Below are 24255 nucleotides of genomic sequence, written 5' to 3'. Positions count from 1 at the left end.
AGGGGGCGCGCGAGGTTACGGTGGCCGGGGCCGTCGTCGGAGATGCCCGCAGGACGGCGCGCCGTTGCGGGATCGGGCGGCATAATTCAGGTCTCTGGCCGGGCGCCGGTCTGGCTGCCGCGTTCGCGGTAGGGGGTGGTTTCGTAATGCGCGCGGTAGCACTTCGAGAAATGCGACGGCGAGGTGAAACCGCAGGCCAGCGCCACGTTGATCACGCTCATGTCGGTCTGCATCAGGAGGTTGCGCGCCTTTTGCAGGCGCAGTTCCATATAGTAACGCTTGGGCGACCGGTTGAGATAGCGGCGGAACAGGCGTTCAAGCTGTCGCGTCGACAGGCCGACATCGGCGGCCAGCCGGGCCGGGCTGACGGGTTCCTCGATGTTCTTTTCCATTGCCTGGATCACTGCCGCCAGTTTCGGATGGCGCACACCGATTCGGGTCGGCACCGACAGGCGCTGGCTGTCGCGGTCGGTGCGGATGGTCGTGTAGATCTGCTGGTCGGCCACCGCGTTGGCAACTTCCGGCCCGTGGTCCTGCGCGATCAGCGCCAGCATCAGGTCGATCGACGAGGTGCCGCCGGCGGTGGTCATCCGGTTGCCGTCGATCACGTAGACCGACCGCGTCAGGTCGACATCCTCGAAGGCTTCGGCGAAACCGTCGTGGTTTTCCCAGTGGATCGTCGCGCGCCGCCCGTCGAGCAGCCCGGCCTCGGCCAGCACATAGGCGCCGGTGCACAGCGCACCCATCGCAACACCGCGCCGGCTTTCACGCCGCAGCCACGAGATCAGCTTTTTCGGCGCGTGTTCCTGCACGTCGATGCCGCCGCAGACCAGCACGATGTCGTCGTGATGCAACTCGCCCAGATCCATGTCGGGGTGAAACTCGATGCCCGCCGAAGCCGTCACCGGGCCGCCATCCTCGCTTGCCGTGGCCCAGCGATAGGCGTCGTGCCCCAACTGCCGGTTGGCCAGCCTGAGCGCGTCGACCGCCCCCGCAAAGCTCAACAGCGTGAAATCCTCGAGCAGCACGAAAACGAACCGGCGTTGCGTGCCGGTTGTCCGCGTCTTTGCCGCCGGGCTGGATGTCATGCCGTTCTCCGCACGCTCTCGGGTGTCGCGGTGACAACAGCAGCTTTGGCGTAGGCACGCAAGACATGGGGCGCGCGGAACTTTGTTTTGCACTTGCGGCGTGAGCGGCCTATACGTCCTTCGTTCAAACGAGACCGCCCCGCGACGGGGGCCGGCGCGACAGGTGCGAAGACCGATCGGAGACAGCGATGAGTGAGTGGAGCAAATCTTCCTGGCGGAACAAACCCAGGGTGCAGATGCCGGACTATACCGACCCGGCGGCGCTGGGCGAGGTCGAGACCCAGCTTGCCAAGTATCCGCCGCTGGTCTTCGCCGGCGAAGCCCGCCGGCTCAAGCGTGAACTGGCGGCGGCGTCGCGTGGCGAGGCATTCCTGCTGCAGGGCGGTGACTGCGCCGAGAGTTTTGCCGAGTTTTCCGCCGACGCGATCCGCGACACCTTCAAGGTGATGCTGCAAATGGCGATGGTGCTGACCTATGGCGCCAAGGTGCCGGTAGTGAAGGTCGGGCGCATGGCCGGCCAGTTCGCCAAGCCGCGGTCGGCCCCGACCGAGACGATCGGCGGCGTCGAACTGCCCAGCTACCGCGGCGACATCATCAACGAACTTGCCTTCACCCCCGAGGCGCGCATTCCTGATCCCAGGAAGATGCTGCAGGCCTATACCCAGGCGGCGGCTTCGCTGAACCTGCTGCGGGCGTTTTCGACCGGCGGCTATGCCGATGTGCACAAGGTGCATTCCTGGACTCTGGGCTTCACCGAACAGGACGAGGCCGAGCGCTACCGCGAGATGGCCGAGCGCATTTCCGACACGCTGTCGTTCATGCGTGCCGCCGGGATCGACGGCAATACCGCGCACACGCTGCAGACGGTGGATTTCTACACCAGCCACGAAAGCCTGCTGCTGGAATACGAAGAGGCGCTGACGCGGATCGATTCGACCACCGGGCAGGTGGTGGCCGGGTCGGGCCACATGCTGTGGATCGGCGACCGCACCCGCCAGCCGGACGGGGCGCATGTGGAATACGCGCGCGGCGTGATCAACCCGATCGGGCTGAAGACCGGGCCGACGACCACGGCGGACGACCTCAAGCGGCTGATGGCCACGCTCAACCCCGAGAACGAGCCGGGGCGGCTGACGCTGATCAACCGGTTCGGCGCGGGCAAGGTCGAGGAGCATCTGCCCAGGCTGATCAAGGCGGTGCGCGAAGAGGGCGCCAACGTGGTCTGGTGCTGCGATCCGATGCACGGCAACACCATCAAGTCGGCGACCGGCTACAAGACCCGGCCGTTCAACCAGGTGCTGACCGAGGTGCAGGAGTTCTTCGCCATCCACCGCGCCGAGGGCACGGTGCCGGGCGGGGTGCATTTCGAGATGACCGGCGCGGACGTGACCGAGTGCACTGGCGGCGTGCAGGCGGTCAGCGACGAGAACCTGTCCGACCGCTACCACACGGCCTGCGACCCGCGGCTCAATGCCTCGCAATCGCTGGAGCTGGCGTTCCTGGTGGCCGAGGAACTGGCAAGCGGGGCGGCGTCGGTTTCTCAGGCTGCTTCGGCCTGACCTCGACCAAATCTCGGACAGCAAAGCCCGGGCCAAGGCCCGGGCTTTTTTTCGGGCTCAGACCCGGTCGGCGTCATGCACGAGGCGCAAAGGCGGGGCTTTGGCGGAAGGAATGGGCGTGGTGGCTGGAAACGGCGAGGCAAAGTGGCGAACCGGACGATAGGCGCGCGCGGCCTTGATCGGGCGGGTTTCGACATCGCGGATGGTGAACCGGTTCGGGCCGCGCCCGATCCGGCCCGACGCCTGTAGGGCGCCGAAAATGCGCGTCGGCGCGTCGTGGCCGTCGCGCAGCGGCATCAGGATCATCCGCGCCATCAGGGGCGCGCGACCAAATCCGCGTTGCGAGGCCAGTGACAGGCGCACCACCGCGGGGGTGTCCATCACCTCGTGCAGGATGCGCTGGACCTCGCGGCGCGCCCCGGGTTCGAACAGGGCACTGACCGGCATGCCGCGCACCTCCATCGCCATCAGATCGTTGAGATGAGCTCCCGCAAGACGCACCCGCGCCAGGCCCGGCGCGATCTTTTCAAGGATGAAGGCCTGTTCCAGCGCATCCGCGATGCCGCGCGGATCGACCTCGGCGCGCGCAGGCATCAGCCGGCCATCGCGCAAGCCCTCCCAATAGGCCTCGACCGGCCCGATCGCGCCGTATGCGGCCCCGCCGCCGGCTTTTCGGATCGACACGATTTTGCCGCCCTTGAAATACTCCATGTTCATCGCACACCCCCCCGAGTGTTGCGCCGGTGTCCCCATTGCCCAGCATTGCCCCGTCTGCTAACGAAAAGACCGGCATCCTTACCGATGTGTTAATCTACCACGGCACGCCCGCCGGTGGGTCACAATCTTAACAAGTGGTTAATCCCGATGACCCTTTCGATGACAGGTTTCGCCTCGCTCAAGGGCCATCACGGGGCCTGGAGCTGGACCTGGGACATGCGCTCGGTCAATGCGCGCGGGCTGGATATCCGGCTGCGCCTGCCGGACTGGATCGACGGGCTGGAGCCGCTGGTGCGCAAGGCGGTCGCGGCCCGGGTGGCGCGAGGGTCGGTGTCGATCACGCTGCGGCTGAGCCGCGAGGACGACGCCGGCGCGGCGCGGCTGAACCCCGAGGCGCTGGAGCGCACGCTGGCGATCCTGTCCGAGATCACCCACGCCGCCGAGGCGCGCGGTCTGATGCTGAACCGGCCCGGCCCGGCCGAGATCGCCGCGATGCGCGGCGTGATGGACAGCGGCGGCGAAGAGACCGACCCGGCCCCGCTGGTCGCAGCTTTGGGCCGCGACCTGCCGCCGCTGCTGGACGCCTTCGACAAGATGCGCCGGCACGAGGGCGCCGCACTGGCCAAGCTGGTCGCGCGCCAGCTTGACGACACCGAAGAACTGGTCGCCGCCGCGCTGGTCGCTGTCGAGGAGCGGCGCGAGGTGCAGGCCGAGACCCTGCGCGCGGCGCTGGCGCGGGTGATGGACAACACCGACGGTGCCGACCCCGACCGGGTGGCGCAGGAACTGGCCATGATCGCGGTGAAATCGGACGTGCGCGAAGAGCTTGACCGCCTGACCTCGCATGTCGCCCAGGCCCGCGCGCTCCTGGCGGGCGATCAGCCGCGGGGCCGCAAGCTCGATTTCCTGATGCAGGAATTCAACCGCGAGGCCAACACCCTGTGCTCCAAGGCGCAATATGCGGAACTGACGCGGATAGGACTGGACCTCAAGGCCCTGATCGACCAGATGCGCGAGCAGGTGCAGAACATCGAATGAGGGCAGCATGAACCGCCGCGGACTCCTGATCATCCTGTCCTCGCCCTCGGGCGCGGGCAAGTCGACCCTGGCGCATCGGCTGATGGACTGGGACAAGACGCTGTCGTTCTCGGTCTCGGCCACCACCCGGCCCCCGCGTGAAGGCGAAGTGGACGGCAAGGATTACCATTTCATCTCGGACACCGAGTTTCGCGCGTTGGTGAACCAAGGTGCGATGCTGGAGCATGCGCATGTGTTCGGCAATTTCTACGGTTCCCCCGAGGCTCCGGTGCGCGAGGCGATCGAGGCCGGGCGCGATGTGCTGTTCGATATCGACTGGCAGGGGGCCGAGCAGATCAAGCATTCGGCGTTGCGTGACCACGTGCTGTCGATCTTCGTGCTGCCGCCCTCGATCGCCGAGTTGCGCCGCAGGCTGGTCAGCCGGGGCAAGGACGACGCCGCGACCATCGCCAAGCGGATGCAGAAAAGCTGGGACGAGATCAGCCATTGGCACGGCTACGACTACGTGCTGGTGAATGACGACCTCGACGCGACCTTCGACAAGCTGACCACAATCGTCAGCGCCGAGCGGTTGCGCCAGGCACAGCAGCCCGACCTTTTCCCATTCATCCGCAGGCTTCAGGCCGAATTCGAGGAGGGCGAGGCATGATCTACGCGCTGGACGGGGTCGCCCCGGAGCTCGATGTCGATTGCTGGGTGGCGCCGGATGCCAATCTGATCGGTCGGGTGGTGCTGGGGGCCGGGGCGTCGGTCTGGTTCGGCGCGACGCTGCGCGGCGACAACGAACCGGTGGTGGTCGGTGCGGGCACGAACCTGCAGGAAAACGTCGTCTGCCATACCGACATGGGCTTCCCCCTGACCATCGGCGAGAATGTCACCGTCGGGCACAAGGCGATGCTGCATGGCTGCACCATCGGCGACGGCAGTCTGATCGGCATGGGGGCGACGGTGCTGAACGGCGCCAAGATCGGCAAGGGCTGCCTGATCGGGGCCGGCGCCCTGGTGACGGAAGGCAAGGTGATCCCCGACGGCGCGCTGGTGATGGGCGCGCCGGGCAAGGTGGTGCGCCAGCTTGACGCCGCCGCCCGGGCCGCGCTTCTGGCCAGCGCCGAAACCTACCGCAACAACGCCCGCCGCTTCAGGGCGGGCCTGAAGCCGGTGACCTAAGCGGCTGTTTCAGAAGGAAAACTGGATCAAGGGCCGAACCGGGTCAGTCGGTGCCGCGATACGGCTCGACATATTGCAGCGCCATGTCCCAGGGGAAGAAGATCCAGGTGTCCTGGCTGACCTCGGTGATATAGGTGTCCACCATCGGTTTGCCCTTGGGCTTGGCATAGACGGTCGCGAAATGCGCCTTGGGCATCAGCGCGCGGACAACCTCGAGCGTCTTGCCTGTGTCGACCAGGTCGTCGACGATCAAGACGCCCTCGCCATCGCCGACCAATGCCATGTCGGGGGACTTGATCACCACCGGTTCGGATTGCTCCTGGTGGTTGTAGCTTTTCACGCTGATCGTATCGACGTGGCGGATATCCAGTTCGCGGCTGACGATCATCGCCGGGGCCATACCGCCGCGGGTGATCGCAACCACGGCCTTCCACGCCCCACCCTCGAGCGGGCCGTGTCCGTCCAGACGCCAGGCGAGCGCGCGCGAATCGCGGTGGATCTGGTCCCAGGAGATGTGAAAGCCCTTTTCGTGCGGAAGCTGGTCGCTCATCCCTCTTTCCTCCCGGTCAGAAGGTCGATGTCGGGCGCGTCCACCGCCTTCATGCCCACCACGTGATACCCGGCGTCGACGTGATGCGTCTCGCCGGTCACGCCGGATCCGAGGTCGGACAACAGATAAAGCGCCGATTTGCCCACGTCGTCGATGGTCACGTTGCGCCTGAGCGGCGAATTCAGCTCGTTCCAGCGCAGGATATAGCGAAAATCGCCGATGCCCGAGGCGGCAAGCGTCTTGATCGGCCCGGCCGAGATCGCGTTGACACGGATGCCCTCGCGCCCGAAATCCTCGGCCAGGTAACGCACGCTGGCCTCCAGTGCGGCCTTGGCCACGCCCATCACGTTGTAATGCGGCATCACCTGTTCGGCGCCATAATAGGTCAGCGTCAGGATCGAGCCGCCATCGGGCATCATCGCCGCCGCGCGCCGCGCCACGGCGGTGAAGGAATAGACCGAGATATCCATGGTCAGCCGGAAATTGTCGCGGCTGGTGTCGGCATAACGCCCGCGCAGTTCCGATTTGTCGGAAAAGCCGATGGCATGGACGATGAAATCGAGTTTGCCCCAGTCTTTTTCAAGCGCCGCGAACAACGCGTCGACCGACGCGTCGTCGGCCACGTCGCAGGGCAGAACGATCCTGGACCCAAGCTGTTCGGCCAGCGGTATCACCCGCTTTCTCACCGCGTCCCCCTGGTAGGAGAACGCCAGTTCCGCGCCCGCGTCGGCGCAGGCCCGCGCGATGCCCCAGGCGATGGATTTGTCGTTTGCAAGGCCCATGATCAGGCCACGCTTGCCGGTCATCAAACCGTTGGACATTCGCTGTTCCCCGTCCCCTCTGCATCGGTTAAGTCGGTTTAGGCTATCGGACACAGCGCTTCAAGCCTGCCAGATCGGCGGAGCCGGCGCGAGGAGAGGCAGATGAGCGACAGAAGCGGGATTTTCGCGGGCGACGACCCGTTCGCGATTGCACGGGGCTGGTTGACCGAGGCGGAAATCTCGGAACCCAATGACCCCAATGCAATGGCGCTGGCCACGGTGGACACAAGCGGTCTGCCCAATGTGCGCATGGTGCTGTTGAAAGAGATCGAGGCGGCGGCCTTCGTGTTCTACACCAACTACGGCTCGGTCAAGGCGGCCGAGATTGACGCGACGGGCAAGGCCGCGCTGGTTCTGCACTGGAAAAGCCTGCGCCGGCAGATCCGGGTGCGGGGGCTGGTCAGCCGCGAGGACGGGCCGCAGGCGGATGCCTATTTCGCCTCGCGTTCGCTGAAAAGCCGGCTGGGCGCCTGGGCCTCGCACCAGAGCCTGCCGCTCACGTCGCGCGGCGCGCTGATGGCCGAGGTGGCCAAGATGACGGCCGAACACGGCCACGCCCCGACGCGACCGCCGTTCTGGGGCGGCTACCGGATCGCGCCGCTGGAGATCGAGTTCTGGGCCGATGGGGCGTTTCGTTTGCACGACCGTTTCCGCTGGTCGCGGGCGGGTGTCGAGGCCGACTGGAGCGTCGCGCGGCTGAGCCCATGATCCGCCCGCATGGCGCAAAGCGTCGCGTGACCTGACCAAAAGAACAGGTCAGCCATTGCTTGCACATTTTCGATTTCTGGCGGAAAAAGATGGCGGGGATGAGACTTTGCGGGTGACCGGATGAACGAAGAACAAGAACCGCAGGAGCGGGAAGTCCTGCGTGGCCATGTCAAATGGTTCGACCCTGCCAAGGGGTTCGGCTTTGTCGTGGTTGAACAGGGCGGGCCGGATATTCTTCTTCATGCCAACGTGTTACGCAATTTCGGGCAAAGCTCGGTGGCCGATGGGTCGCTGATCGAGATCGTCACCCAATCGACCCAGCGCGGGATGCAGGCGGTCGAGGTTCTGTCGATCGAGCCGCCCAGCGGCGATGCCGGCGGCGAGGTGCTGGCCGAGGATGCGGTCGACCTCGATGAGGCCGACCCGCTGGAACCGGCCCGGGTCAAGTGGTTTGACAAGGGCAAGGGGTTCGGCTTCGCCAACGCGTTCGGCAAGGCCGAGGACATTTTCATCCACGTTGAAGTCCTGCGCCGGTCCGGGTTCTCGGATCTTCAGCCGGGCGAGGCCATCGGCGTGCGCGCCATCGACGGCACGCGCGGGCGCATGGCGGTGCTGGTCACCGCCTGGGACGCGGCGCTCGACCGCGATGACGAGGCGTGAGGGGCGCGCTGGCCGCCATCGCCGTGCTGGCCCTGTCCGGGGCGGTATCGGCCGAAACCTGCGCTGACAACCGGCTCGACATTCGTGGCGATTTCGGCGCCGCGCGTTTCACGGTCGAGATTGCTGACGATTTCGCCGAACGCGCCGAGGGGTTGATGAACCGGGCCTCGCTGCCGGCGTCGCAGGGCATGCTGTTCGTCTATGAACAGCCCGGCCAACCGTCGTTCTGGATGAAGAACACGCTGATCCCGCTCGACATGGTATTCATCGATGCCGAGGGCGTGGTCCGGCATGTGCACCCGATGGCGGTGCCCGGCGATCTGACGCCGATCTCCGGCGGCGACGGCGTGCTTGCGGTGCTCGAGGTCCGCGGCGGCGTCGCGGCCTCGATCGGCATCGCCCCGGGGGCCGAGGTGCGCCACCCCGCTTTCGACCCCACCCATGCCGCCTGGCCCTGCACGCCGTAAAGGCGGGGGCCTGTTCGGGCTTTCCATTCGGTCGCGCGCTTTGTATTGAATGCGCGGATCGGGGCGTGGCGCAGTCTGGTAGCGCGGCGGCTTTGGGTGCCGTAGGTCGTGAGTTCGAATCTCGCCGCCCCGACCACACTGACACCAGATACAGACGATGACGCGCTGCCACCCCTAGATATGGTGGGTGATCTGCGAGTTTCTTGCAGAAATCGAACATCGACACGGCCACGAATCCTTGCCTGTTGCATTGCTGCCGCAGGCCACGGGAACGGTTTCGCGCCCGCCGGATCGCGCGCCGGATCATGCGACGGGCGAGCCATTGCGGGGAAACGCCTGAAATACCGTGGCGTTTTCCGACTCGCCGTTTCCGTGTGCTGGAGCGGCCCTGCGAAAGCCCGCCGCGTCAACCCGAAAGAGCCCGAAGAATCGCCAACAATGTCGTTGACCGAGGCGGGTGGACACGTCACTTTGTGCGAGCAAGTCGGCGCGCTACCAGATGTAGTAGTGTCGGCGGGTAGGGAACAAAACGACACACACACCTCACCTTTCTCCCACCAAGGGACAGGGTCATGCGTTGGTCAATTGCTGGCCAGCGTCGGGTGGTCTGTTGCGGTTCGTGGCCCGGGTCGGCTTGCAGGACACTTTGACGGCACAAGCCCGGAACCCGCTGTCAAGACGGGGCCGAGGCACAGGACAGAGGAACGACGGGGCACATGAAAATCGACAGGAAATTCACCGAGGCAGACGCGGACGCATACGCAGGGCTGGACTTCACCACCACCTCGTCAGAGATTCGCAACCCGGACGGAACGGTTGTGTTCAAGCTCGACAATGTCGAGGTGCCCGAGGGCTGGAGCCAGGTCGCCTCGGACGTGATCGCGCAGAAGTACTTCCGCAAGGCCGGTGTTCCGGCGGCATTGAAGCCCGTCAAGGAAAAGGACGTGCCGGAATTCCTGTGGCGCCATGTGCCCGACGAGGCCGCGCTGGCCAAGATGCCGGAAGGCGACCGCACCGGCGGCGAGACCTCGGCCAAGCAGGTGTTCGACCGTCTGGCCGGGGCCTGGACCTATTGGGGCTGGAAGGGCGGCTATTTCACCACCGAGGCCGACGCGCGCGCCTATTTCGACGAAATGCGCTTCATGCTGGCCGCCCAGATGGGCGCGCCGAACTCGCCGCAATGGTTCAACACCGGGCTGCACTGGGCCTACGGCATCGACGGTCCGGGGCAGGGGCATTACTATGTCGACTACCAGTCGGGCGAGCTGACCCGCTCGACCTCGGCCTATGAGCATCCGCAGCCGCATGCCTGCTTTATCCAGTCGGTCGGCGACGACCTGGTCGGCGACGGCGGCATCATGGATCTGTGGGTGCGCGAGGCGCGGCTGTTCAAGTATGGCTCCGGCACCGGCACCAACTTCTCGTCGCTGCGCGCCGAGGGCGAGCGGCTGTCGGGCGGCGGCAAGTCGTCGGGGCTGATGGGCTTTCTCAAGATCGGCGACCGGGCGGCGGGCGCGATCAAGTCGGGCGGCACCACGCGGCGCGCGGCCAAGATGGTGATCGTCGATGCCGACCACCCGGACATCGAGGAATTCATCAACTGGAAGGTCAAGGAAGAGCAGAAGGTCGCCTCGCTCGTGGCCGGCTCGAAGATGCACGAGCGCCAGCTCAACGAGATCTTCGCGGCGATCCGCGCCTGGGACGGGGCCGAGGCGGACGCCTATGATCCGGCGGTCAACCCGACCCTGAAATCCGCGATCCGCGACGCGAAAAAATGCGCGATCCCGGAAACTTACGTCAAGCGCGTGCTGGATTACGCAAAGCAGGGCTACGGCGCGATCGAGTTTCCCACCTATGACACCGATTGGGATTCCGAGGCCTATGCGTCGGTTTCGGGCCAGAACTCCAACAACACCGTGCGCGTGACCGATGCCTTCCTTCAGGCGGTGCACGACGATGCCGACTGGGAGCTGATCCGCCGCACCGATGGCAGCGTCGCCAAGACCGTCAAGGCGCGTGACCTGTGGGAACAGATCGGCCATGCCGCCTGGTCCTGTGCCGATCCGGGCATCCAGTTTCACGACACCATCAACGCCTGGCACACCTGCCCGGAAGATGGCGCGATCCGCGGTTCGAACCCGTGCTCGGAATACATGTTCCTGGACGATACCGCCTGCAACCTGGCGTCGATGAACCTGCTGACCTTCCTCAAGGATGGCCGGTTCGACGCGGAAAGCTACATGCACGCAACGCGGATCTGGACGCTGACGCTGGAAATCTCGGTGATGATGGCGCAGTTCCCGTCGCAGGAGATCGCGCGGCGCAGTTTCGACTTCCGCACGCTGGGGCTGGGCTATGCCAACGTCGGCGGGCTTCTGATGCAGATGGGGCTGGGCTACGACTCGAAAGAGGGCCGGGCGCTGATCGGCGCGTTGACCGCGATCATGACGGGCACGTCCTATGCCACCTCGGCCGAGATGGCGGGCGAGCTGGGCGCCTTCGCGGGCTACAAGCGCAACGCGGACCACATGCTGCGGGTGATCCGCAACCACCGCACCGCGGCCTATGGCGCCACCGAGGGCTATGACGGCCTTGCGGTCAAGCCGGTGGCGCTCGATCACGCGAATTGCCCCGACAACCGCCTGGTCGACCTGGCGATGGCGGCCTGGGACGAGGCGCTGAGCCTCGGCGAGGAATACGGCTATCGCAACGCGCAGGTTTCGGTGATCGCGCCGACCGGCACCATCGGGCTGGTGATGGATTGCGACACCACCGGGATCGAACCCGATTTCGCGCTGGTCAAGTTCAAGAAGCTGGCAGGCGGCGGTTATTTCAAGATCATCAACCGCTCGGTGCCCGCCGCGCTCGACATGCTGGGCTATGGCTCGGCGCAGATCGAGGAAATGATTGCCTACGCGGTCGGTCACGGCACCCTGGGCAACGCGCCGGGGATCAACCACACCACGCTGATCGGCAAGGGCTTTGGCCAGGCCGAGATCGACAAGGTCGAAGCCGCGCTGGCCTCGGCGTTCGACATCCGCTTCGTGTTCAACCAGTGGTCGCTGGGGGCGGAATTCTGCACCGATACGCTGGGCATCCCGGATGACAAGCTGACCGACCCCGGCTTCGACCTGCTGCGGCACCTGGGCTTTTCCAAGGCCGATATCGAGGCGGCGAACCTGCACGCGATCGGCGCGATGACGCTTGAAGGTGCGCCGTATCTCAAGCCCGAGCACCAGTCGGTGTTCGACTGCGCCAACCCCTGCGGCAAGTCCGGCAAGCGGGTGCTGTCGACCGAGAGCCATATTCAGATGATGGCGGCGGCGCAAAGCTTCATCTCCGGCGCGATTTCCAAGACCATCAACATGCCCAACTCGGCCACCATCGAGGATTGCCAGCGCGCCTATGAACTGTCGTGGTCGCTGGGCACCAAGGCCAACGCGCTCTACCGCGACGGCTCCAAGCTGAGCCAGCCGCTGGCGTCCGCGCTGGTCGAGGACGACGAGGAGGCCGAGGAGATCCTGACCAACGGCTCGACCTACGAGAAGGCGGCGGTGCTGGCCGAGAAGGTGATCGAGAAGGTCTACGTCAAGGAAATCGTCCGCTCGCACCGCGAGAAGATGCCGGAACGGCGCAAGGGCTATACCCAGAAGGCGATCATCGGCGGCCACAAGGTCTATCTGCGCACCGGCGAATATGCCGACGGGCAGTTGGGCGAGATCTTCATCGACATGCACAAGGAAGGCGCGGGCTTCCGTGCGATGATGAACAACTTCGCCATCGCGGTGTCGGTCGGTCTGCAATACGGCGTGCCGCTGGAAGAGTTCGTCGACGCCTTCACCTTCACCAAGTTCGAGCCGGCGGGCATGGTTCAGGGCAACGCGGCGATCAAGAACGCGACCTCGATCCTCGACTACATCTTCCGCGAACTGGCGGTCAGCTACCTCGACCGCACCGACCTCGCGCATGTCAAACCCGAGGGTGCGAGCTTTGACAGCCTTGGCAAGGGCGTCGAGGAAGGCGTTGAAAACGTGCAGGAACTGTCGGATACGGCCGCCAACCGGTCGATCGAGGTGCTCAAGCAGATCAGCTCGACCGGCTACCTGCGCAAGCGTCTGCCGCAAGAGCTGGTGGTGCTGCAGGGCGGCGCTAACGGCGCGGCGGCCTTCCATAACGGCGCCGACCCCTCCGAGGCGTTGCAAACACTGGTTCCCGCCGCCGCGATGTCGACCACGCTGGAGGCAAGGGTGTCGGAAACCGCCATCAGCGCGGGCAGCGTCACCATGATGGACGCCCGCACCAAGGCGCGCATGCAGGGCTACGAGGGCGATCCCTGCGGCGATTGCGGCAACTACACGCTGGTGCGCAACGGCACCTGCATGAAATGCAACACCTGCGGTTCGACCTCGGGCTGTTCGTGACGGCACGTGGCGGGGCGGTAATAAGCCCCGCCCGCTCCGGCCCCGGTGTCTGACAAGGGGCCGACACAATGTTTCAGGGGCGGATGCGTTCGCCCCCGGCGCGGATCGGGATACAGGCGAAAAACCAACGGGCGGTAACGAAACGCCCCGATCCGTGAAACTGGGGGCCTTGCGCCCCCGTTTTCTTGTCCGGCGGGGCCGGGATCGTGGCCGATGGGCCGGAAGATGGTTGCATTCCCGGCGAGCGGCGGGTTTGCTGATACGAACCGAAGAAAATGCGACTTTTCTGACAAAAAATCGGCCGTTCGTGCTTGAGGTTCCGAGACAGCTGCACAAATTGGTTCGAACCCAAGAATCCTCTGACCGGGAGTCCAAGTGTCCCTCTTCATTCTTGTTGCACTGCCTTTTCTGGGCGCGTTGCTCCCGGGTCTGATGAACTCTGCCGGCCGCTCGGCGACGGCGGGGGTGACCTTCACGGTGTCGCTGACGGCCTTCGTGGGGCTGTTGACCAACTTGCCGACGATCCTCGAGGGCGAGGTGGTGATGGCGCGGGTGGACTGGATGCCGCTCATGGGGCTCAACTTCACGTTGATGCTGGACGGGCTGGGATTTTTCTTTGCGCTGCTGATCCTCGGCATCGGTCTTTTGATCATCGCCTATGCGCGTCACTACCTTGGCCGCGACGACAACATGGGCCAGTTCTTCACCTACCTGCTGCTGTTCCAGGGCGCGATGGTGGGCATCGTTCTGAGCGACAACATACTGTTATTGATCATCTTCTGGGAGCTCACGTCGCTATCGTCATTCCTGCTGATCGGCTATTGGAAGCACCTGCCCGAAGGGCGGCAGGGCGCACGGATGGCGCTGGCGGTGACGGCGATGGGCGGGCTTGCGATGATCGCGGGCATGCTGATCCTCGGCCAGATCGTGGGCAGCTACGATCTCAGCGAGATCCTGCAGCACCGCGACCTGATCCAGGCCGACCCCCTCTATGTGCCCGCGCTGGTCCTGATCCTGTTGGGATGTTTCACCAAATCCGCGCAGTTCCCGTTTCACTTCTGGCTGCCGCACGCAATGGCTGCGCCGACGCCGGTGTCCGCCTATCTGCACTCAGCTACGATGGTGAAAGCGGGCATCTTCCTGATGGCGCGCATGTGGCCGGTGCTGTCGGGCACGCCGGAGTGGTTCGTGATCGTCACCAGCGCCGGGTTGACCACGATGGTTCTGGGGGCGGTGATCGCGCTGTTCAAGCATGACCTCAAGGCGCTGCTCGCGTTCTCGACCGTCAGCCACCTGGGCCTGATCACCATGCTGCTGGGCACCGGCACGGCCTTTGGCGCGATGGCGGCGGTGTTTCACATCCTGAACCACGCGACCTTCAAGGCGGCGCTGTTCATGTCGGCGGGCATCGTCGACCACGCGGCGCATACCCGCGATATCCGGCGGCTCGGCGGGCTTTCCAGGCTGATGCCGGTGACATTCCTGATTGCCACGCTGGCGGCGCTGTCGATGGCCGGTATTCCGCTGCTCAACGGCTTTTTGTCCAAGGAAATGATGCTGGAGGAGTCGGGCCGCACGGTGCTGTTCGGCACACCCTGGCTGGTGCCTGCGCTGGCGACCTTCGGATCGCTTTTCTCGGCCGCCTACAGCTTTCGCCTGATCGGGCACGTGTTCCTTGGCCCGAAGCGCGATGACTATCCGGCCACGCCGCATGACCCGGGCGCCGGTCTGTGGTTGCCGCCGGCCATCCTCGTGGCGCTGGTGGTTCTGATCGGTGTCGCGCCCTTCGTGGTCGAGCCGTTCGTGAAGCTGGTCACGGCCTCGCTGCTGGGTGCCGCCGGCGTGGTGCCGGAGGCGCATATCAAGATCTGGCACGGGCTGGTGCCCGCGCTGTTTTTGTCGTTGATCGCGGTCTTCGGCGGCCTGATCCTGCTGTCCGTCTTCAAGCCGGCCCTGCGCCTGTGGGACAGCACCCCGCGCCCCGAAGCCAAGGCGATCTACGATGCCATCGTCGCGGCGGCGGAAGGGCTGGCGCGGGCGATCATCCTGCCGCTGCACAACGGCGCCTTCACGCGCTATGCGGCGATCGGCGCGGTCACGATCTTTGCGGCCGGCTACCATGCCTGGATCACCGGTACGCTCGATGCGCCCACGCGCACGATGCAGCCCGCGGGCGCGGTGCCCATCGCCGGTTGGCTGATGCTGCTCGGCGCGACCGCCGGGATGGTCCTGTTGCACCGCAACCGCCTGTTGTCGCTGATCCTGATCGGGATCGTCGGGTTGATGGTGTCGATCGGGTTTGTGTTCTTCAGCGCGCCGGACCTTGCGATGACCCAGTTCACCGTCGAAGTGGTCACCATCATCCTGATGCTGCTGGCGTTGAATTTCCTGCCGAACCGGACCCCGGTGGAAAGCTCGGTGCTGCGCCGGGTGCGCGACGCGGGCATTGCGGTGGCGGGCGGTGTCGCGACCTTTGGCCTGTCCTATCACTTCATGCTGCGCGACGCGGTCAGCACGCCGATTTCCGAGTTCCACCTCGCCAATTCCTACAAGGGCGGCGGCGGGACCAATGTGGTCAACGTGATCCTGGTCGATTTCCGTGGCTTTGATACCTATGGCGAGATCATCGTGCTCGGCATCGCCGCGCTGCTGATCTATGCGTTGACCGAGACGCTCCTGCGCGGGCCGGTGCGCGCACGGCTGCTGAACCGCAAGCCCGACCAGCCGCGCGCGGGCGACACCCATCCGATGATGATGGTGGTGCTGACGCGGGTTCTTCTGCCGATCGTCCTGATGGTGGGCTTTTACATCTTCCTGCGCGGCCACAACGATCCGGGCGGCGGGTTCATCGCCGGTCTGATCGTGTCGATCGCGGTGGTGATGCAATACATGGCCAGCGGCTTCGGCTGGACCTCGGCGCGGTTGCGCTATCCCTACCACGGGGTGATCGGGGCCGGGGTTCTGACCGCGGGGCTGACGGGGATCGGGTCGTGGTTCGTCGGCAAGCCGTTCCTGACCTCGGATTTCACCTATGTCCGCATTCCCCCCTTCAAGGAGTTCGAACTGGCCACCGCGATGCTGTTCGATCTGGGCGTGTTCCTGGCGGTCGTCGGAGCGGTGATGCTGTCGCTCGAGAGCTTCTCGCGCCTTGCGCGGCTGGCCAGCGAAGTGGACGACGATCATCCGATGGATATCGACCCGTCACGCGAAGAGGACGACGCCGACGGTCTGACCTCCACCGCACGGGCGGGGGTGTAGCATGGAACTGCTTGTCGCCTCCGCCATCGGCATCCTGACCGCGGGAGGGCTCTACCTCACGCTGCGCCTGCGGACGTTCCCGGTGATCCTCGGCATCTCGCTGCTGACCTACGCGGTGAATGTGTTTCTGTTCACATCCGGCCGTCTGGCGATCGGTGCCGCGCCCATCCTGCGCGACGGGGTATCGACCTATACCGACCCGCTGCCGCAGGCGCTGGTGCTGACCGCCATCGTGATCTCGTTCGGGATGTCGGCGGTGGTGGTGATGATCGCTCTCGGGGCGTTCCTTGGCGCTGACGACGATCACGTCGACGATTTGCCCGACGCCGAAACCGACAGCGACCAGAAGGGGGACGAGGCATGACCCATTGGATTGTCGCCCCGGTGATCCTGCCCGCGCTAGGCGCGCCCTTCATCGTGCTGGCCGCGCGGTATCACGTCGGCATTCAGCGCGTGCTGTCGGTTGCGGGTGTTCTGGCGCTCATCGCCATTGCGCTCGGGCTGGCGTTGCATACCTCCGATGGCACCGTCATCCTCTACCGGATGGGCGACTGGGCGGCCCCGTTCGGGATCGTGCTTGTCGCCGACCGGTTGTCCACGCTGATGGTGCTTCTGACCTCGGTGCTGTCGCTGTTCGTGCTGCTGTTTGCGATCGGGTCCGGCTGGGACAGTCGCGGACGGCATTTTCACGCGCTGTTCCAGTTCCAGCTCATGGGCCTGATGGGCGCGTTCCTGACCGGCGACCTGTTCAACCTTTTCGTGTTCTTCGAGGTGCTGCTGATCGCGTCCTACGGCCTGATGATCCACGCCGGCGGCAACACGCGTCTCAAGGCCGGTACGCAGTACGTGCTGTTCAACCTGATCGCGTCGACGCTTTTTCTGTTCGCACTCGGCTCGATCTATGCCGAGACCGGCACTCTCAACATGGCCGACCTGGCCAACCGCGCGGCGCTGGTCGATCCGCAGGAGACCGTGGGCATCCGGGTCGCCGCCGTCCTGTTGCTGCTGGTCTTCGCGATCAAGGCGGCGGTGGTGCCGCTGCATTTCTGGCTGCCCTCGAGCTATGCCGAGGCGCCCGCACCGGTGGCGGCGCTGTTCGCGATCATGACCAAGGTCGGGGCCTATGCGATCATCCGCGTCTATACCCTGGTCTTTCCCCCGAACATGGAGGCGACCGCTGGCCTGTATGACCTCTGGCTGCTTCCGGCCGCGCTGATCTCGGTCGCGATCGGAATGATCGGTGTGCTTGCGGCCAAGCGGCTGGACCGTCTGGTGGCCTATTCGATCATCGGCTCCATGGGCATCGTGATGGTGTCGATCGCCCTGTTCACGCCCTCCGGCATCGCGGCGGCGCTTTACTACATCGTGCATTCGACACTGGCGGGGGCGGCCTTGTTTCTGATCTGCGACCTGGTGCTGGTCGGCCGCGGATCCCTGGACCTGAAGCCGCGACCACCCGCCGCCGGCAATGCCGCGACCGCTGCGCTGTTTTTCGTCGGCGCGACGGCCATGGTGGGACTGCCACCGCTGTCCGGTTTCCTGGGCAAATTGCTGGTGCTCGATGCCTCGTTCAACAGCGATCTCGTGGTCTGGATCTGGGCGGTGATACTGGGCTCCGGTCTGGTGTCCATCGTGGGCTTTGCCCGGGCCGGCAGCATCCTGTTCTGGAAGGCACATGCCACGAAGGCGGAAGATGACGGGGTGTTGCTGTCACCTCCCGCAACCCTGTCCTATGTGGCGGTCGGCGGGTTGATCGCGCTCATGGCAGGGCAAACCGTGTTCGCGGGGCAGATCCACGGCTTCGCGACCTCGATGGCAGACCAGTTGTTCGCGCCGCAGCCCTACATCTCGACCGTGGTGGAAACACCCGGCAAACTGAGCGCGCCGGCGAAGGGGGACCACTGACATGGCGCGTGCGTTCAAATGGCTGTTGCCGCATCCGTATCTGTCCATCCTGCTGGCGGTTATCTGGACCGTGCTGCAAAACGAGATATCCGCGGGGATGGTCGTCTTCGGCGTTCTTCTGGGCATCGTCATTCCGCGCATGACGTCGATCTGGTGGCCGGATACGCCCGAAGGCATTCATATTCCCAGGATGATCAGCTACGGCTTCATCGTGATCTGGGACATCATGGTGGCCAACGTTCAGGTCGCGTGGATCGTCCTGACGGTGCCGAACGCAAAACTGAAACCGGCCTGGGTCGTGGTTCCGCTCGACCTGAGACAGCCGGAAGCCATCACCGTGCTGGCCGGCACGATCACCCTGACGCCCGGCACGGTCTCGTCCGACTTCTCGGAATCGGGGCACAGCCTGCTGGTGCATGTCCTGCATACCGATGACCCGGACGGGATCGTGGACGGCATCAAGAACCGCTACGAGCGCCGCCTGAAGGAGATTTTCCGATGACAGCCGCAACCGAACTGATGGATATCGCCCTGAAGATCGCCTTTGCGACACTGGCGCTGGGGCAGTTGCTGTCTATGGTCCGCCTGCTGATCGGACCCAGCCCCGGCGACCGGATTCTGGCGCTGGACACGATGGTGGTCAACGCGCTGGGTCTGGTGATCCTGCTGGGCGTCTACCAGGGCGTGCAGATTTATTTCGAGGTGTCGCTGCTGATCGCGATGCTGGGTTTCGTGTCCACCGTGGCGTTGGCGCGGTTCCTGTTGCGGGGGGACATCATCGAATGACCGGGGAAATCATCGGAACATATGCCATTGCGTTCCTGCTGCTCATCGGGTCGTTCTTCGTGGCGGTCGGGGTGATCGGCCTGTTGAAGTTCAACGATCCGATGATCCGCCTGCATGCGCCGACCAAGGTGGGCACAATGGGAATCGGTGCATTGCTGCTGGCGTCGATGATCCATTCGTTCGTGCTGTCCGAGGGGTCGTTTCACGAAACTCTCATCATGGGGTTTCTTTTCCTGACGGCCCCCATATCGGCGCATTTCATTGCCAAGGTGAATATCCACCTTCGCTCCTGCGATACTCCGCCTTCACCGCCGGGGGACGGGGAATGGGCGACGTTGAACGTGTCGGACGACGACACGCTCAGTGAGCAGCCGGACCCGCGCTAGCGACAGCGCGCGATCCGTCCCGGGGTCTCATCGGCCCGCTGCCGTGCCGGTGGGGTTTCAAGACGAGGTTGGAGCCACCACATGCGCGGTGAACCACCGCCAGACGCGGGTTTGAGGACAGGTTGCCAAATGACGGACAGGAATATGAAAACCAGGGCTTGCAAGGCATCCCGCCTGTCCGTCGCTCCCATGATGGATCGGACCTACCCTGAAAAAATCATTCAAAATCGGCGGTTTGCCGTGGCTCTGAAGCGCTCGTAGCAGTTTCGTAGCACGTTGTCACGCAAGCTGCAGATGTGCTGACCAGCCGACTGGCTGGCATCGTCTTTGGTTGCGCCGAGGGCATTTGATTTCTGTTCGTTGAATCATGGTGCAGGAAAGTCGGGTCAAGGCAAAACTGGGAAATCCGCACGCCGGTGGTGGTGCACCATTTCCCGCAAGGTCGCAGGTTCCAAGACCTCTACCCGGTTACCCCACATGTAAAGATGCCAAGCCATTTCTAAGTGCCCGGAGGCCTCAAATCGAACGATTAGAGAGCCGTCTGGCTCTTCGGTCATCGATTGGTCGGGATGGAAGACAAACTGCCGAGCCGTCGCTGTCGCATCCGGGGAGAAACGCCAAGTAACGGGGCCGTATTCGTCGTCAACGTAATAGGGCCCGAAGGCGCGGGAGGCATATGCGGCGAGATCGAAGTCGAGATCGCGACGGAAGCTCTCTGCTGCGATCTCTGCAGTCTCGATCCGATCGAGGCGGAAGCGGCGCATCGTGCCATCACCGTCCGCGGGGCGCGCCACGAGATAGCGGCGGGTGCCCAGAAGAAGTCCGTGGGGCTCGATGAGCCGTTCCCTCGGCCGGTCGTCCCGTGCACCACGGTAAGAGACCCTGAGCCTCCAAGGCGCGCGCATCGCCTCGGTCAACACGCCGAGCAGACTCGCGTCCGCTACGATGCGAGGCCCCGGGCGTGAAGCGAACCCCTGCGCTTCGAGCAATGCCTCGGCGTCGGCCTCGGTCCGGCGAGCCAGAGAAGATGGCATTGCGGCGAGCAACCGGTCCCGAAGAGCGCAGAGGTGCTTGGCCTCGTCCGGCGCGCCATCGCGCTCGGCGCGCTGGGCCGCCATGTCGAGTGCGGCGAGTTCGCTGTCGCGGAGCCCTTGCGCTTGGAGCCAGCGCGGGTCGGATCGAGGGAGGCGCCAGCGTCGGCGGCGATCCTCGTCGTCCTTCACCTCGACCTGCGGAAAGGCAGCTTCGAAGGCGCGGGCCATGCGCTGCGCCGTGCGGTGGTCGCATCCGAATTCCTCGGTGATCTCCTGCAGGGACACGCCGTCGAAACGTGCGGTGGCCATGTCGGCGAGGCGAAGCAGATCGGCGGCCTTGGTGTAGGACATCGGCAGTTCCGGGTGGGTGACAGATTTTGACATCCTTTTCTGTTTCGATGAACCTGTCAACGAATCGTTGGCTCGCCGCGGGCAGACGGCATTGAAATTCACACGGAGAGTGCCCGAATGCGTGTCGGAGCCGCGAAACGAAAGGATAAAGGCATGAAGTTCCTACACGTGGCGGACCTCCATCTCGACTCGCCACTCAGGACGCAGGCGGCGCGCGACAGCGCCATGGGCGAGGGCCTGCGTGCGGCGTCGCGGCAGGTGCTGGCGCGGCTCGTCGATGTGGCCGTGGCCGAAGGCGTGGATGCCGTGCTCTTCGCTGGGGACACCTTCGACAGCGGCGTTGGCGACGTGGCGAGCCGGGCCGCGCTGGCCGCGGAACTCGCGCGCTTGGCCCGCGCCAGCATTCCGGCCGTGCTGATCCAGGGCAACCACGACGCGCTGCTCGACCTCGACCGCTACGGTCCCGTCTCCGACGCGCTGACGGTGCTAACGCCGGATTCACCCACTTTCCGCGTCGGCGAAGCGTCAGTGCACGGCATGGGCTTCACCGCCGCGCACATGGCCGAAAGCTTGCTGCCGCGCTACCCGCGTCCCGAACCGGGGCGCTGGAATATCGGGCTGATGCACACCTCTCTCGACGGTGCGCCGGGCCACGACCCCTACGCGCCCTGCGCGCTGGTGGACTTGGTCGGCCACGGCTTCGACTACTGGGCGCTCGGCCACATTCACAAGCGCGCGGTGCACGAAGCCGAGGGTAAGCTCGTCGTCATGCCGGGCATCCCCCAGGGCCGCAGCATCCGCGAGACGGAGGGCGGGTCGGCCACGCTGGTGGAGGTCGACTTGGCCGGCGTGCGTGCGCGTGAGGTGCCGCTGGAACTGCTGCGGTTCGCCCGTGTGCCGGTGGACTTCGCGGGCGTCGCGAACCAGGCCGGGCGCGATGCGCGGCTGCGCGCGGCGCTCGAGGCGGTGGCGGAGGGCGATGTGATGATCGCGGCCCGGCTGGAGGCGGCGGGCAGCCCTGCCGAACTGGGCGATCCGCGCATGCTGGAGGCGCAGGCGCGCGAGGCGGCGGAGGCCATGGCGGGCGTCTTCGTCGACCGCGTGAGGCTCCGCCCGGTCGGCCGCGCACCGGACGCGGAGGCGGCCGAGGACATGTCCCCGCTGATGCGGGCCGACGCCGCCACGCCGGGCTTCCGCGACGAGGTGCAGGCGCAAATGGCCGAACTTCGCGCCGCCCTCCCGCCCGAAATCCGCGATGTGCTGGACGACGACCGGCTGGATGAGCTGATCGAAGCGGGCGTGGAGACGATGGAGCTGCGCCTCGGCACAGCGTTCCCAACCTGATGATACTGCATGGTCCGCGGACCGCAGAAGAAGTAGTTGTCGGGAAAGGTCTGAAGCCGAGCAGCCTCTCGCACGGTGAGAGAGCGGCATTGGCCAGGGTCAGGATGGATGAAATAGTGCCCGTCCTTGGATATATGGCTCGTCACTGTCGTCGATGGACGCGTCGCGACCTGGGTCCGGAAGCGGTCCGCGAAGTCTCCCGAGCCGCGGTTTCGATGCTCGGGCTGCAGGAATTCTGGAAACTGCGAGAGCTTCGGCGCCCGGTCATGAACGCGGGAATACGCCGCCGAGAACAGATATCGGCCCAAGTCTGCGGGGATGTGCCCCCGGGTCTCGTGGTGAAGCGTCACGGCGAGCGTGTCGTCCATTAGCCAGTCGCGAAGGTGGTTCGGAAGGAATTCGCCGTTACCTCTCGTGCGCGCTGTCCGAAGCTCGGGCCGGGAGTTTGCCTTTGCGACATCACGCGCGATGTGGCGGACATCGGGTTCTATGGCCTTGTCGCGCGCGATCCGCTCGGCTTGTTCGCGCACGGACTCATGCCAGGCCGACGCGCTGTCTTTGCGACTCAAGCCGCTGCGAAGGCGCCAGAGGTCATCGATGGCTTCGGAAACAGTGACGGGGGCCTGTGGTTCACCGAGCAGCGGAGCATCGATTGCGGGGATCGGAATGTCATTGCGGATCCCGAGCACGATCACGCGATGCCGAGCCTGCGGGACGCCGTGTTGCTCTGCCCGGATCAGGAAATCGCGGCCATCCGCTCTTTCACCGTCGGCAGGCGGCGTCGTTGCAAGAGGCAAGAGGCGATACCCATGTTCGCCGGCGGCTTCGAGGTCATCGAGCACCCGACTGAAGATGCCGCCGCCATCGACCCTTGACGACAGCATTCCCTTGACGTTCTCCATGATGAACACGCTTGGTTCGAGGCGGTTCAGGATCCGCACGTATTCCCGATAGAGATAGTGCCGGTCGTCATCCTCCGGCACGTATCCCTGCTTGCCCTTGTTTCTGGAACGCCCTGCGAGGGAATAGGCTTGGCATGGGGGGCCGCCGATCAGGATCGTATCGCCGTGATGGGTCTCGCGCGCTCTGTCCAACTCGACGGCAAGCTCCTCGAAAACGCCCTCTTGGCCGAGCACCCGTTGTCTCACCTCAGCGTTGGCTTGCTGCCAGTTTGACGGATACAGCTCTGTCCAGTCTGGCAGACCACGGCCTGCATTGAGCGCATCATGATACTCTCGAGGGAAAGTCTCAAAACTGCGAAGGAACGACCGAAGGCGCAACGTCTGAACCGCATGGGGCTCCATCTCGACCGACAAGTGGATGCGCGCTTTCGCCTCGGCTTTCTGACCAGCACGCGAAAAGCCTTCTCCCAGCCCTCCGGGCCCGGCAAAAAGATCGATGATTGCATATTTCTTCGCCAAACCACACCTCCGGACTCGAGGTGTTCTACCAGGTTTGCCGTCGGGAAACAGGTCGAAAATCTACCATCTGGAGCCATATCACTGTCATGACAGACATCGTCGACAAGAAGACGCGCTCGCGGATGATGTCTGGCATCCGCGGCAAGAACACCAAGCCCGAGATGCTTCTCAGGAAGGCGCTCCATGCCGCCGGATATCGCTATCGTGTGAACGTTCGATCATTGCCGGGGTCTCCGGACATAGTTCTTCGCAAGTGGAATGTCGCAGTTCAAGTACATGGATGCTACTGGCATAGACATGCAGGATGCCCCAACGCCACGATGCCTTCCAGCAATGTGGAGTTTTGGAGCGGGAAGTTCTCCGCGAATGTGGCTCGTGACTCTCGTACCCTGGAGGAGCTTCACCAATTGGGCTGGCGAACTGCGATTGTCTGGGAATGCGCTATCGGAAAGCAAGCGGACCAAGCATTGATCGAAGAAGTCATCGATTTCATTCAAAGTGGCAGGCGGCATCGCGAGTTCGGTTGAGAGGCATTCAACGGTGCTCGCCATGGGATGATAGCGCACGCACCTAC

21 protein-coding genes, 1 tRNA gene and 1 pseudogene are annotated in these 24255 nt (G+C 64.8%); 17 read left to right on the top strand and 6 right to left on the bottom strand.

Features of this window, described 5'->3' with window-relative positions:
* Positions 1 to 86 precede the first annotated feature (86 nt).
* Positions 87 to 1088 carry a GlxA family transcriptional regulator gene (locus FVF75_RS08515; protein WP_148377547.1) on the bottom strand — a complete coding sequence of 334 codons (1002 nt, stop codon included), beginning with the start codon at positions 1086 to 1088 and terminating at the stop codon, positions 87 to 89.
* Positions 1089 to 1276: 188 nt separating this feature from the next.
* Between FVF75_RS08515 and FVF75_RS08510 the strand changes: the two genes are divergently transcribed.
* On the top strand, positions 1277 to 2647 hold the full coding sequence (locus tag FVF75_RS08510) for a class II 3-deoxy-7-phosphoheptulonate synthase (RefSeq protein WP_148377546.1): 1371 nt from the start codon (positions 1277 to 1279) through the stop codon (positions 2645 to 2647).
* Between the two features lie 57 nt (positions 2648 to 2704).
* Here FVF75_RS08510 and FVF75_RS08505 read toward each other — a convergent pair whose 3' ends face one another.
* Positions 2705 to 3364, bottom strand: coding sequence for a PAS domain-containing protein (locus FVF75_RS08505; RefSeq protein ID WP_187393021.1), 660 nt, complete (start codon positions 3362 to 3364; stop codon positions 2705 to 2707).
* 147 nt (positions 3365 to 3511) lie between these two features.
* Here FVF75_RS08505 and FVF75_RS08500 point away from each other — a divergent pair, with 147 nt between their 5' ends.
* Genes FVF75_RS08500 through FVF75_RS08490 form a run of 3 tightly spaced genes read left to right on the top strand, consistent with a single transcriptional unit; the run spans position 3512 to position 5569 of the window.
* A complete protein-coding gene (locus tag FVF75_RS08500; RefSeq protein WP_148377544.1) occupies positions 3512 to 4402 on the top strand; it encodes a YicC/YloC family endoribonuclease in 891 nt (296 codons plus the stop codon).
* Positions 4403 to 4409: 7 nt separating this feature from the next.
* Positions 4410 to 5051 carry a guanylate kinase gene (gene gmk, locus FVF75_RS08495; protein ID WP_148377543.1) on the top strand — a complete coding sequence of 214 codons (642 nt, stop codon included), beginning with the start codon at positions 4410 to 4412 and terminating at the stop codon, positions 5049 to 5051.
* A complete protein-coding gene (locus FVF75_RS08490) occupies positions 5048 to 5569 on the top strand; it encodes a gamma carbonic anhydrase family protein (RefSeq protein WP_148377542.1) in 522 nt (173 codons plus the stop codon). Before gmk ends, FVF75_RS08490 begins: the two co-directional genes overlap by 4 nt.
* 43 nt (positions 5570 to 5612) lie before the next feature.
* Here FVF75_RS08490 and gpt read toward each other — a convergent pair whose 3' ends face one another.
* Positions 5613 to 6119, bottom strand: a complete 507-nt coding sequence (gpt, locus tag FVF75_RS08485) for a xanthine phosphoribosyltransferase (protein ID WP_148377541.1) — start codon at positions 6117 to 6119, stop codon at positions 5613 to 5615.
* Positions 6116 to 6940 carry an enoyl-ACP reductase FabI gene (gene fabI / locus FVF75_RS08480; RefSeq protein WP_148377540.1) on the bottom strand — a complete coding sequence of 275 codons (825 nt, stop codon included), beginning with the start codon at positions 6938 to 6940 and terminating at the stop codon, positions 6116 to 6118. Before fabI ends, gpt begins: the two co-directional genes overlap by 4 nt.
* Before the next feature lie 102 nt (positions 6941 to 7042).
* Between fabI and pdxH the strand changes: the two genes are divergently transcribed.
* The 11 genes from pdxH to FVF75_RS08425 all read left to right on the top strand — a co-directional run bounded on the left by pdxH (position 7043) and on the right by FVF75_RS08425 (position 19531).
* On the top strand, positions 7043 to 7648 hold the full coding sequence (pdxH, locus tag FVF75_RS08475) for a pyridoxamine 5'-phosphate oxidase (RefSeq protein ID WP_148377539.1): 606 nt from the start codon (positions 7043 to 7045) through the stop codon (positions 7646 to 7648).
* A gap of 120 nt (positions 7649 to 7768) precedes the next feature.
* Complete coding sequence (locus FVF75_RS08470) at positions 7769 to 8308, top strand: cold-shock protein (RefSeq protein WP_148377538.1); 540 nt, start codon at positions 7769 to 7771, stop codon at positions 8306 to 8308.
* Positions 8305 to 8775, top strand: a complete 471-nt coding sequence (locus tag FVF75_RS08465) for a DUF192 domain-containing protein (protein ID WP_246138038.1) — start codon at positions 8305 to 8307, stop codon at positions 8773 to 8775. Before FVF75_RS08470 ends, FVF75_RS08465 begins: the two co-directional genes overlap by 4 nt.
* Before the next feature lie 59 nt (positions 8776 to 8834).
* A tRNA-Pro gene (locus tag FVF75_RS08460) sits at positions 8835 to 8911 on the top strand.
* A gap of 580 nt (positions 8912 to 9491) precedes the next feature.
* Positions 9492 to 13196: a vitamin B12-dependent ribonucleotide reductase gene (locus tag FVF75_RS08455; protein ID WP_148377537.1), complete on the top strand. Its 3705-nt coding sequence runs from the start codon at positions 9492 to 9494 to the stop codon at positions 13194 to 13196.
* A 375-nt stretch (positions 13197 to 13571) separates the two neighbouring features.
* Positions 13572 to 16454, top strand: a complete 2883-nt coding sequence (locus tag FVF75_RS08450) for a monovalent cation/H+ antiporter subunit A (protein WP_148377536.1) — start codon at positions 13572 to 13574, stop codon at positions 16452 to 16454.
* 1 nt (position 16455) lies between these two features.
* On the top strand, positions 16456 to 16818 hold the full coding sequence (locus tag FVF75_RS08445; protein WP_148377535.1) for a Na+/H+ antiporter subunit C: 363 nt from the start codon (positions 16456 to 16458) through the stop codon (positions 16816 to 16818).
* Positions 16815 to 18359: a monovalent cation/H+ antiporter subunit D gene (locus FVF75_RS08440; RefSeq protein ID WP_148377534.1), complete on the top strand. Its 1545-nt coding sequence runs from the start codon at positions 16815 to 16817 to the stop codon at positions 18357 to 18359. Before FVF75_RS08445 ends, FVF75_RS08440 begins: the two co-directional genes overlap by 4 nt.
* A gap of 1 nt (position 18360) precedes the next feature.
* Positions 18361 to 18861, top strand: coding sequence for a Na+/H+ antiporter subunit E (locus FVF75_RS08435; RefSeq protein WP_148377533.1), 501 nt, complete (start codon positions 18361 to 18363; stop codon positions 18859 to 18861).
* Positions 18858 to 19145, top strand: a complete 288-nt coding sequence (locus FVF75_RS08430; RefSeq protein WP_148377532.1) for a K+/H+ antiporter subunit F — start codon at positions 18858 to 18860, stop codon at positions 19143 to 19145. Before FVF75_RS08435 ends, FVF75_RS08430 begins: the two co-directional genes overlap by 4 nt.
* Positions 19142 to 19531 carry a cation:proton antiporter gene (locus FVF75_RS08425; RefSeq protein WP_148377531.1) on the top strand — a complete coding sequence of 130 codons (390 nt, stop codon included), beginning with the start codon at positions 19142 to 19144 and terminating at the stop codon, positions 19529 to 19531. Before FVF75_RS08430 ends, FVF75_RS08425 begins: the two co-directional genes overlap by 4 nt.
* 386 nt (positions 19532 to 19917) lie before the next feature.
* Here the strand turns inward: FVF75_RS08425 and FVF75_RS08420 are convergent, their stop codons facing one another.
* Positions 19918 to 20916, bottom strand: coding sequence for a helix-turn-helix transcriptional regulator (locus FVF75_RS08420; protein ID WP_148377530.1), 999 nt, complete (start codon positions 20914 to 20916; stop codon positions 19918 to 19920).
* 153 nt (positions 20917 to 21069) lie between these two features.
* Here FVF75_RS08420 and FVF75_RS17835 point away from each other — a divergent pair, with 153 nt between their 5' ends.
* Positions 21070 to 22260 (top strand): metallophosphoesterase family protein, encoded by a 1191-nt coding sequence (locus FVF75_RS17835; protein WP_187393020.1) that lies wholly within the window; start codon positions 21070 to 21072, stop codon positions 22258 to 22260.
* A 38-nt stretch (positions 22261 to 22298) separates the two neighbouring features.
* On the opposite strand, the pseudogene FVF75_RS08410 reads toward FVF75_RS17835, so the two are convergent.
* A pseudogene (locus FVF75_RS08410) lies at positions 22299 to 23564 on the bottom strand (DNA cytosine methyltransferase); the annotation flags it as partial.
* A 203-nt stretch (positions 23565 to 23767) separates the two neighbouring features.
* Between FVF75_RS08410 and FVF75_RS08405 the strand changes: the two are divergent.
* Positions 23768 to 24208 (top strand): very short patch repair endonuclease, encoded by a 441-nt coding sequence (locus FVF75_RS08405; protein WP_148377528.1) that lies wholly within the window; start codon positions 23768 to 23770, stop codon positions 24206 to 24208.
* Positions 24209 to 24255: the final 47 nt, after the last annotated feature.

The sequence above is a fragment of the Maritimibacter fusiformis genome (assembly GCF_008086115.1).
Lineage (GTDB): Bacteria > Pseudomonadota > Alphaproteobacteria > Rhodobacterales > Rhodobacteraceae > Muriiphilus > Muriiphilus fusiformis.
The sequence above is the reverse complement of the archived record's forward strand: the minus strand, read 5'-3'. Positions and strand labels throughout refer to the sequence as shown.

Excerpts from the sequence above, each read along its gene's own strand:
- FVF75_RS08515 (WP_148377547.1), bottom strand. The coding sequence starts at position 1,088 with ATGACATCCAGCCCGGCGGCAAAGACGCGGACAACCGGCACGCAACGC.
- FVF75_RS08510 (WP_148377546.1), top strand. The coding sequence starts at position 1,277 with ATGAGTGAGTGGAGCAAATCTTCCTGGCGGAACAAACCCAGGGTGCAG.
- FVF75_RS08505 (WP_187393021.1), bottom strand. The coding sequence starts at position 3,364 with ATGAACATGGAGTATTTCAAGGGCGGCAAAATCGTGTCGATCCGAAAA.
- FVF75_RS08500 (WP_148377544.1), top strand. The coding sequence starts at position 3,512 with ATGACCCTTTCGATGACAGGTTTCGCCTCGCTCAAGGGCCATCACGGG.
- gmk (WP_148377543.1), top strand. The coding sequence starts at position 4,410 with ATGAACCGCCGCGGACTCCTGATCATCCTGTCCTCGCCCTCGGGCGCG.
- FVF75_RS08490 (WP_148377542.1), top strand. The coding sequence starts at position 5,048 with ATGATCTACGCGCTGGACGGGGTCGCCCCGGAGCTCGATGTCGATTGC.
- gpt (WP_148377541.1), bottom strand. The coding sequence starts at position 6,119 with ATGAGCGACCAGCTTCCGCACGAAAAGGGCTTTCACATCTCCTGGGAC.
- fabI (WP_148377540.1), bottom strand. The coding sequence starts at position 6,940 with ATGTCCAACGGTTTGATGACCGGCAAGCGTGGCCTGATCATGGGCCTT.
- pdxH (WP_148377539.1), top strand. The coding sequence starts at position 7,043 with ATGAGCGACAGAAGCGGGATTTTCGCGGGCGACGACCCGTTCGCGATT.
- FVF75_RS08470 (WP_148377538.1), top strand. The coding sequence starts at position 7,769 with ATGAACGAAGAACAAGAACCGCAGGAGCGGGAAGTCCTGCGTGGCCAT.
- FVF75_RS08455 (WP_148377537.1), top strand. The coding sequence starts at position 9,492 with ATGAAAATCGACAGGAAATTCACCGAGGCAGACGCGGACGCATACGCA.
- FVF75_RS08445 (WP_148377535.1), top strand. The coding sequence starts at position 16,456 with ATGGAACTGCTTGTCGCCTCCGCCATCGGCATCCTGACCGCGGGAGGG.
- FVF75_RS08440 (WP_148377534.1), top strand. The coding sequence starts at position 16,815 with ATGACCCATTGGATTGTCGCCCCGGTGATCCTGCCCGCGCTAGGCGCG.
- FVF75_RS08435 (WP_148377533.1), top strand. The coding sequence starts at position 18,361 with ATGGCGCGTGCGTTCAAATGGCTGTTGCCGCATCCGTATCTGTCCATC.
- FVF75_RS08430 (WP_148377532.1), top strand. The coding sequence starts at position 18,858 with ATGACAGCCGCAACCGAACTGATGGATATCGCCCTGAAGATCGCCTTT.
- FVF75_RS08425 (WP_148377531.1), top strand. The coding sequence starts at position 19,142 with ATGACCGGGGAAATCATCGGAACATATGCCATTGCGTTCCTGCTGCTC.
- FVF75_RS08420 (WP_148377530.1), bottom strand. The coding sequence starts at position 20,916 with ATGTCCTACACCAAGGCCGCCGATCTGCTTCGCCTCGCCGACATGGCC.
- FVF75_RS17835 (WP_187393020.1), top strand. The coding sequence starts at position 21,070 with ATGAAGTTCCTACACGTGGCGGACCTCCATCTCGACTCGCCACTCAGG.
- FVF75_RS08405 (WP_148377528.1), top strand. The coding sequence starts at position 23,768 with ATGACAGACATCGTCGACAAGAAGACGCGCTCGCGGATGATGTCTGGC.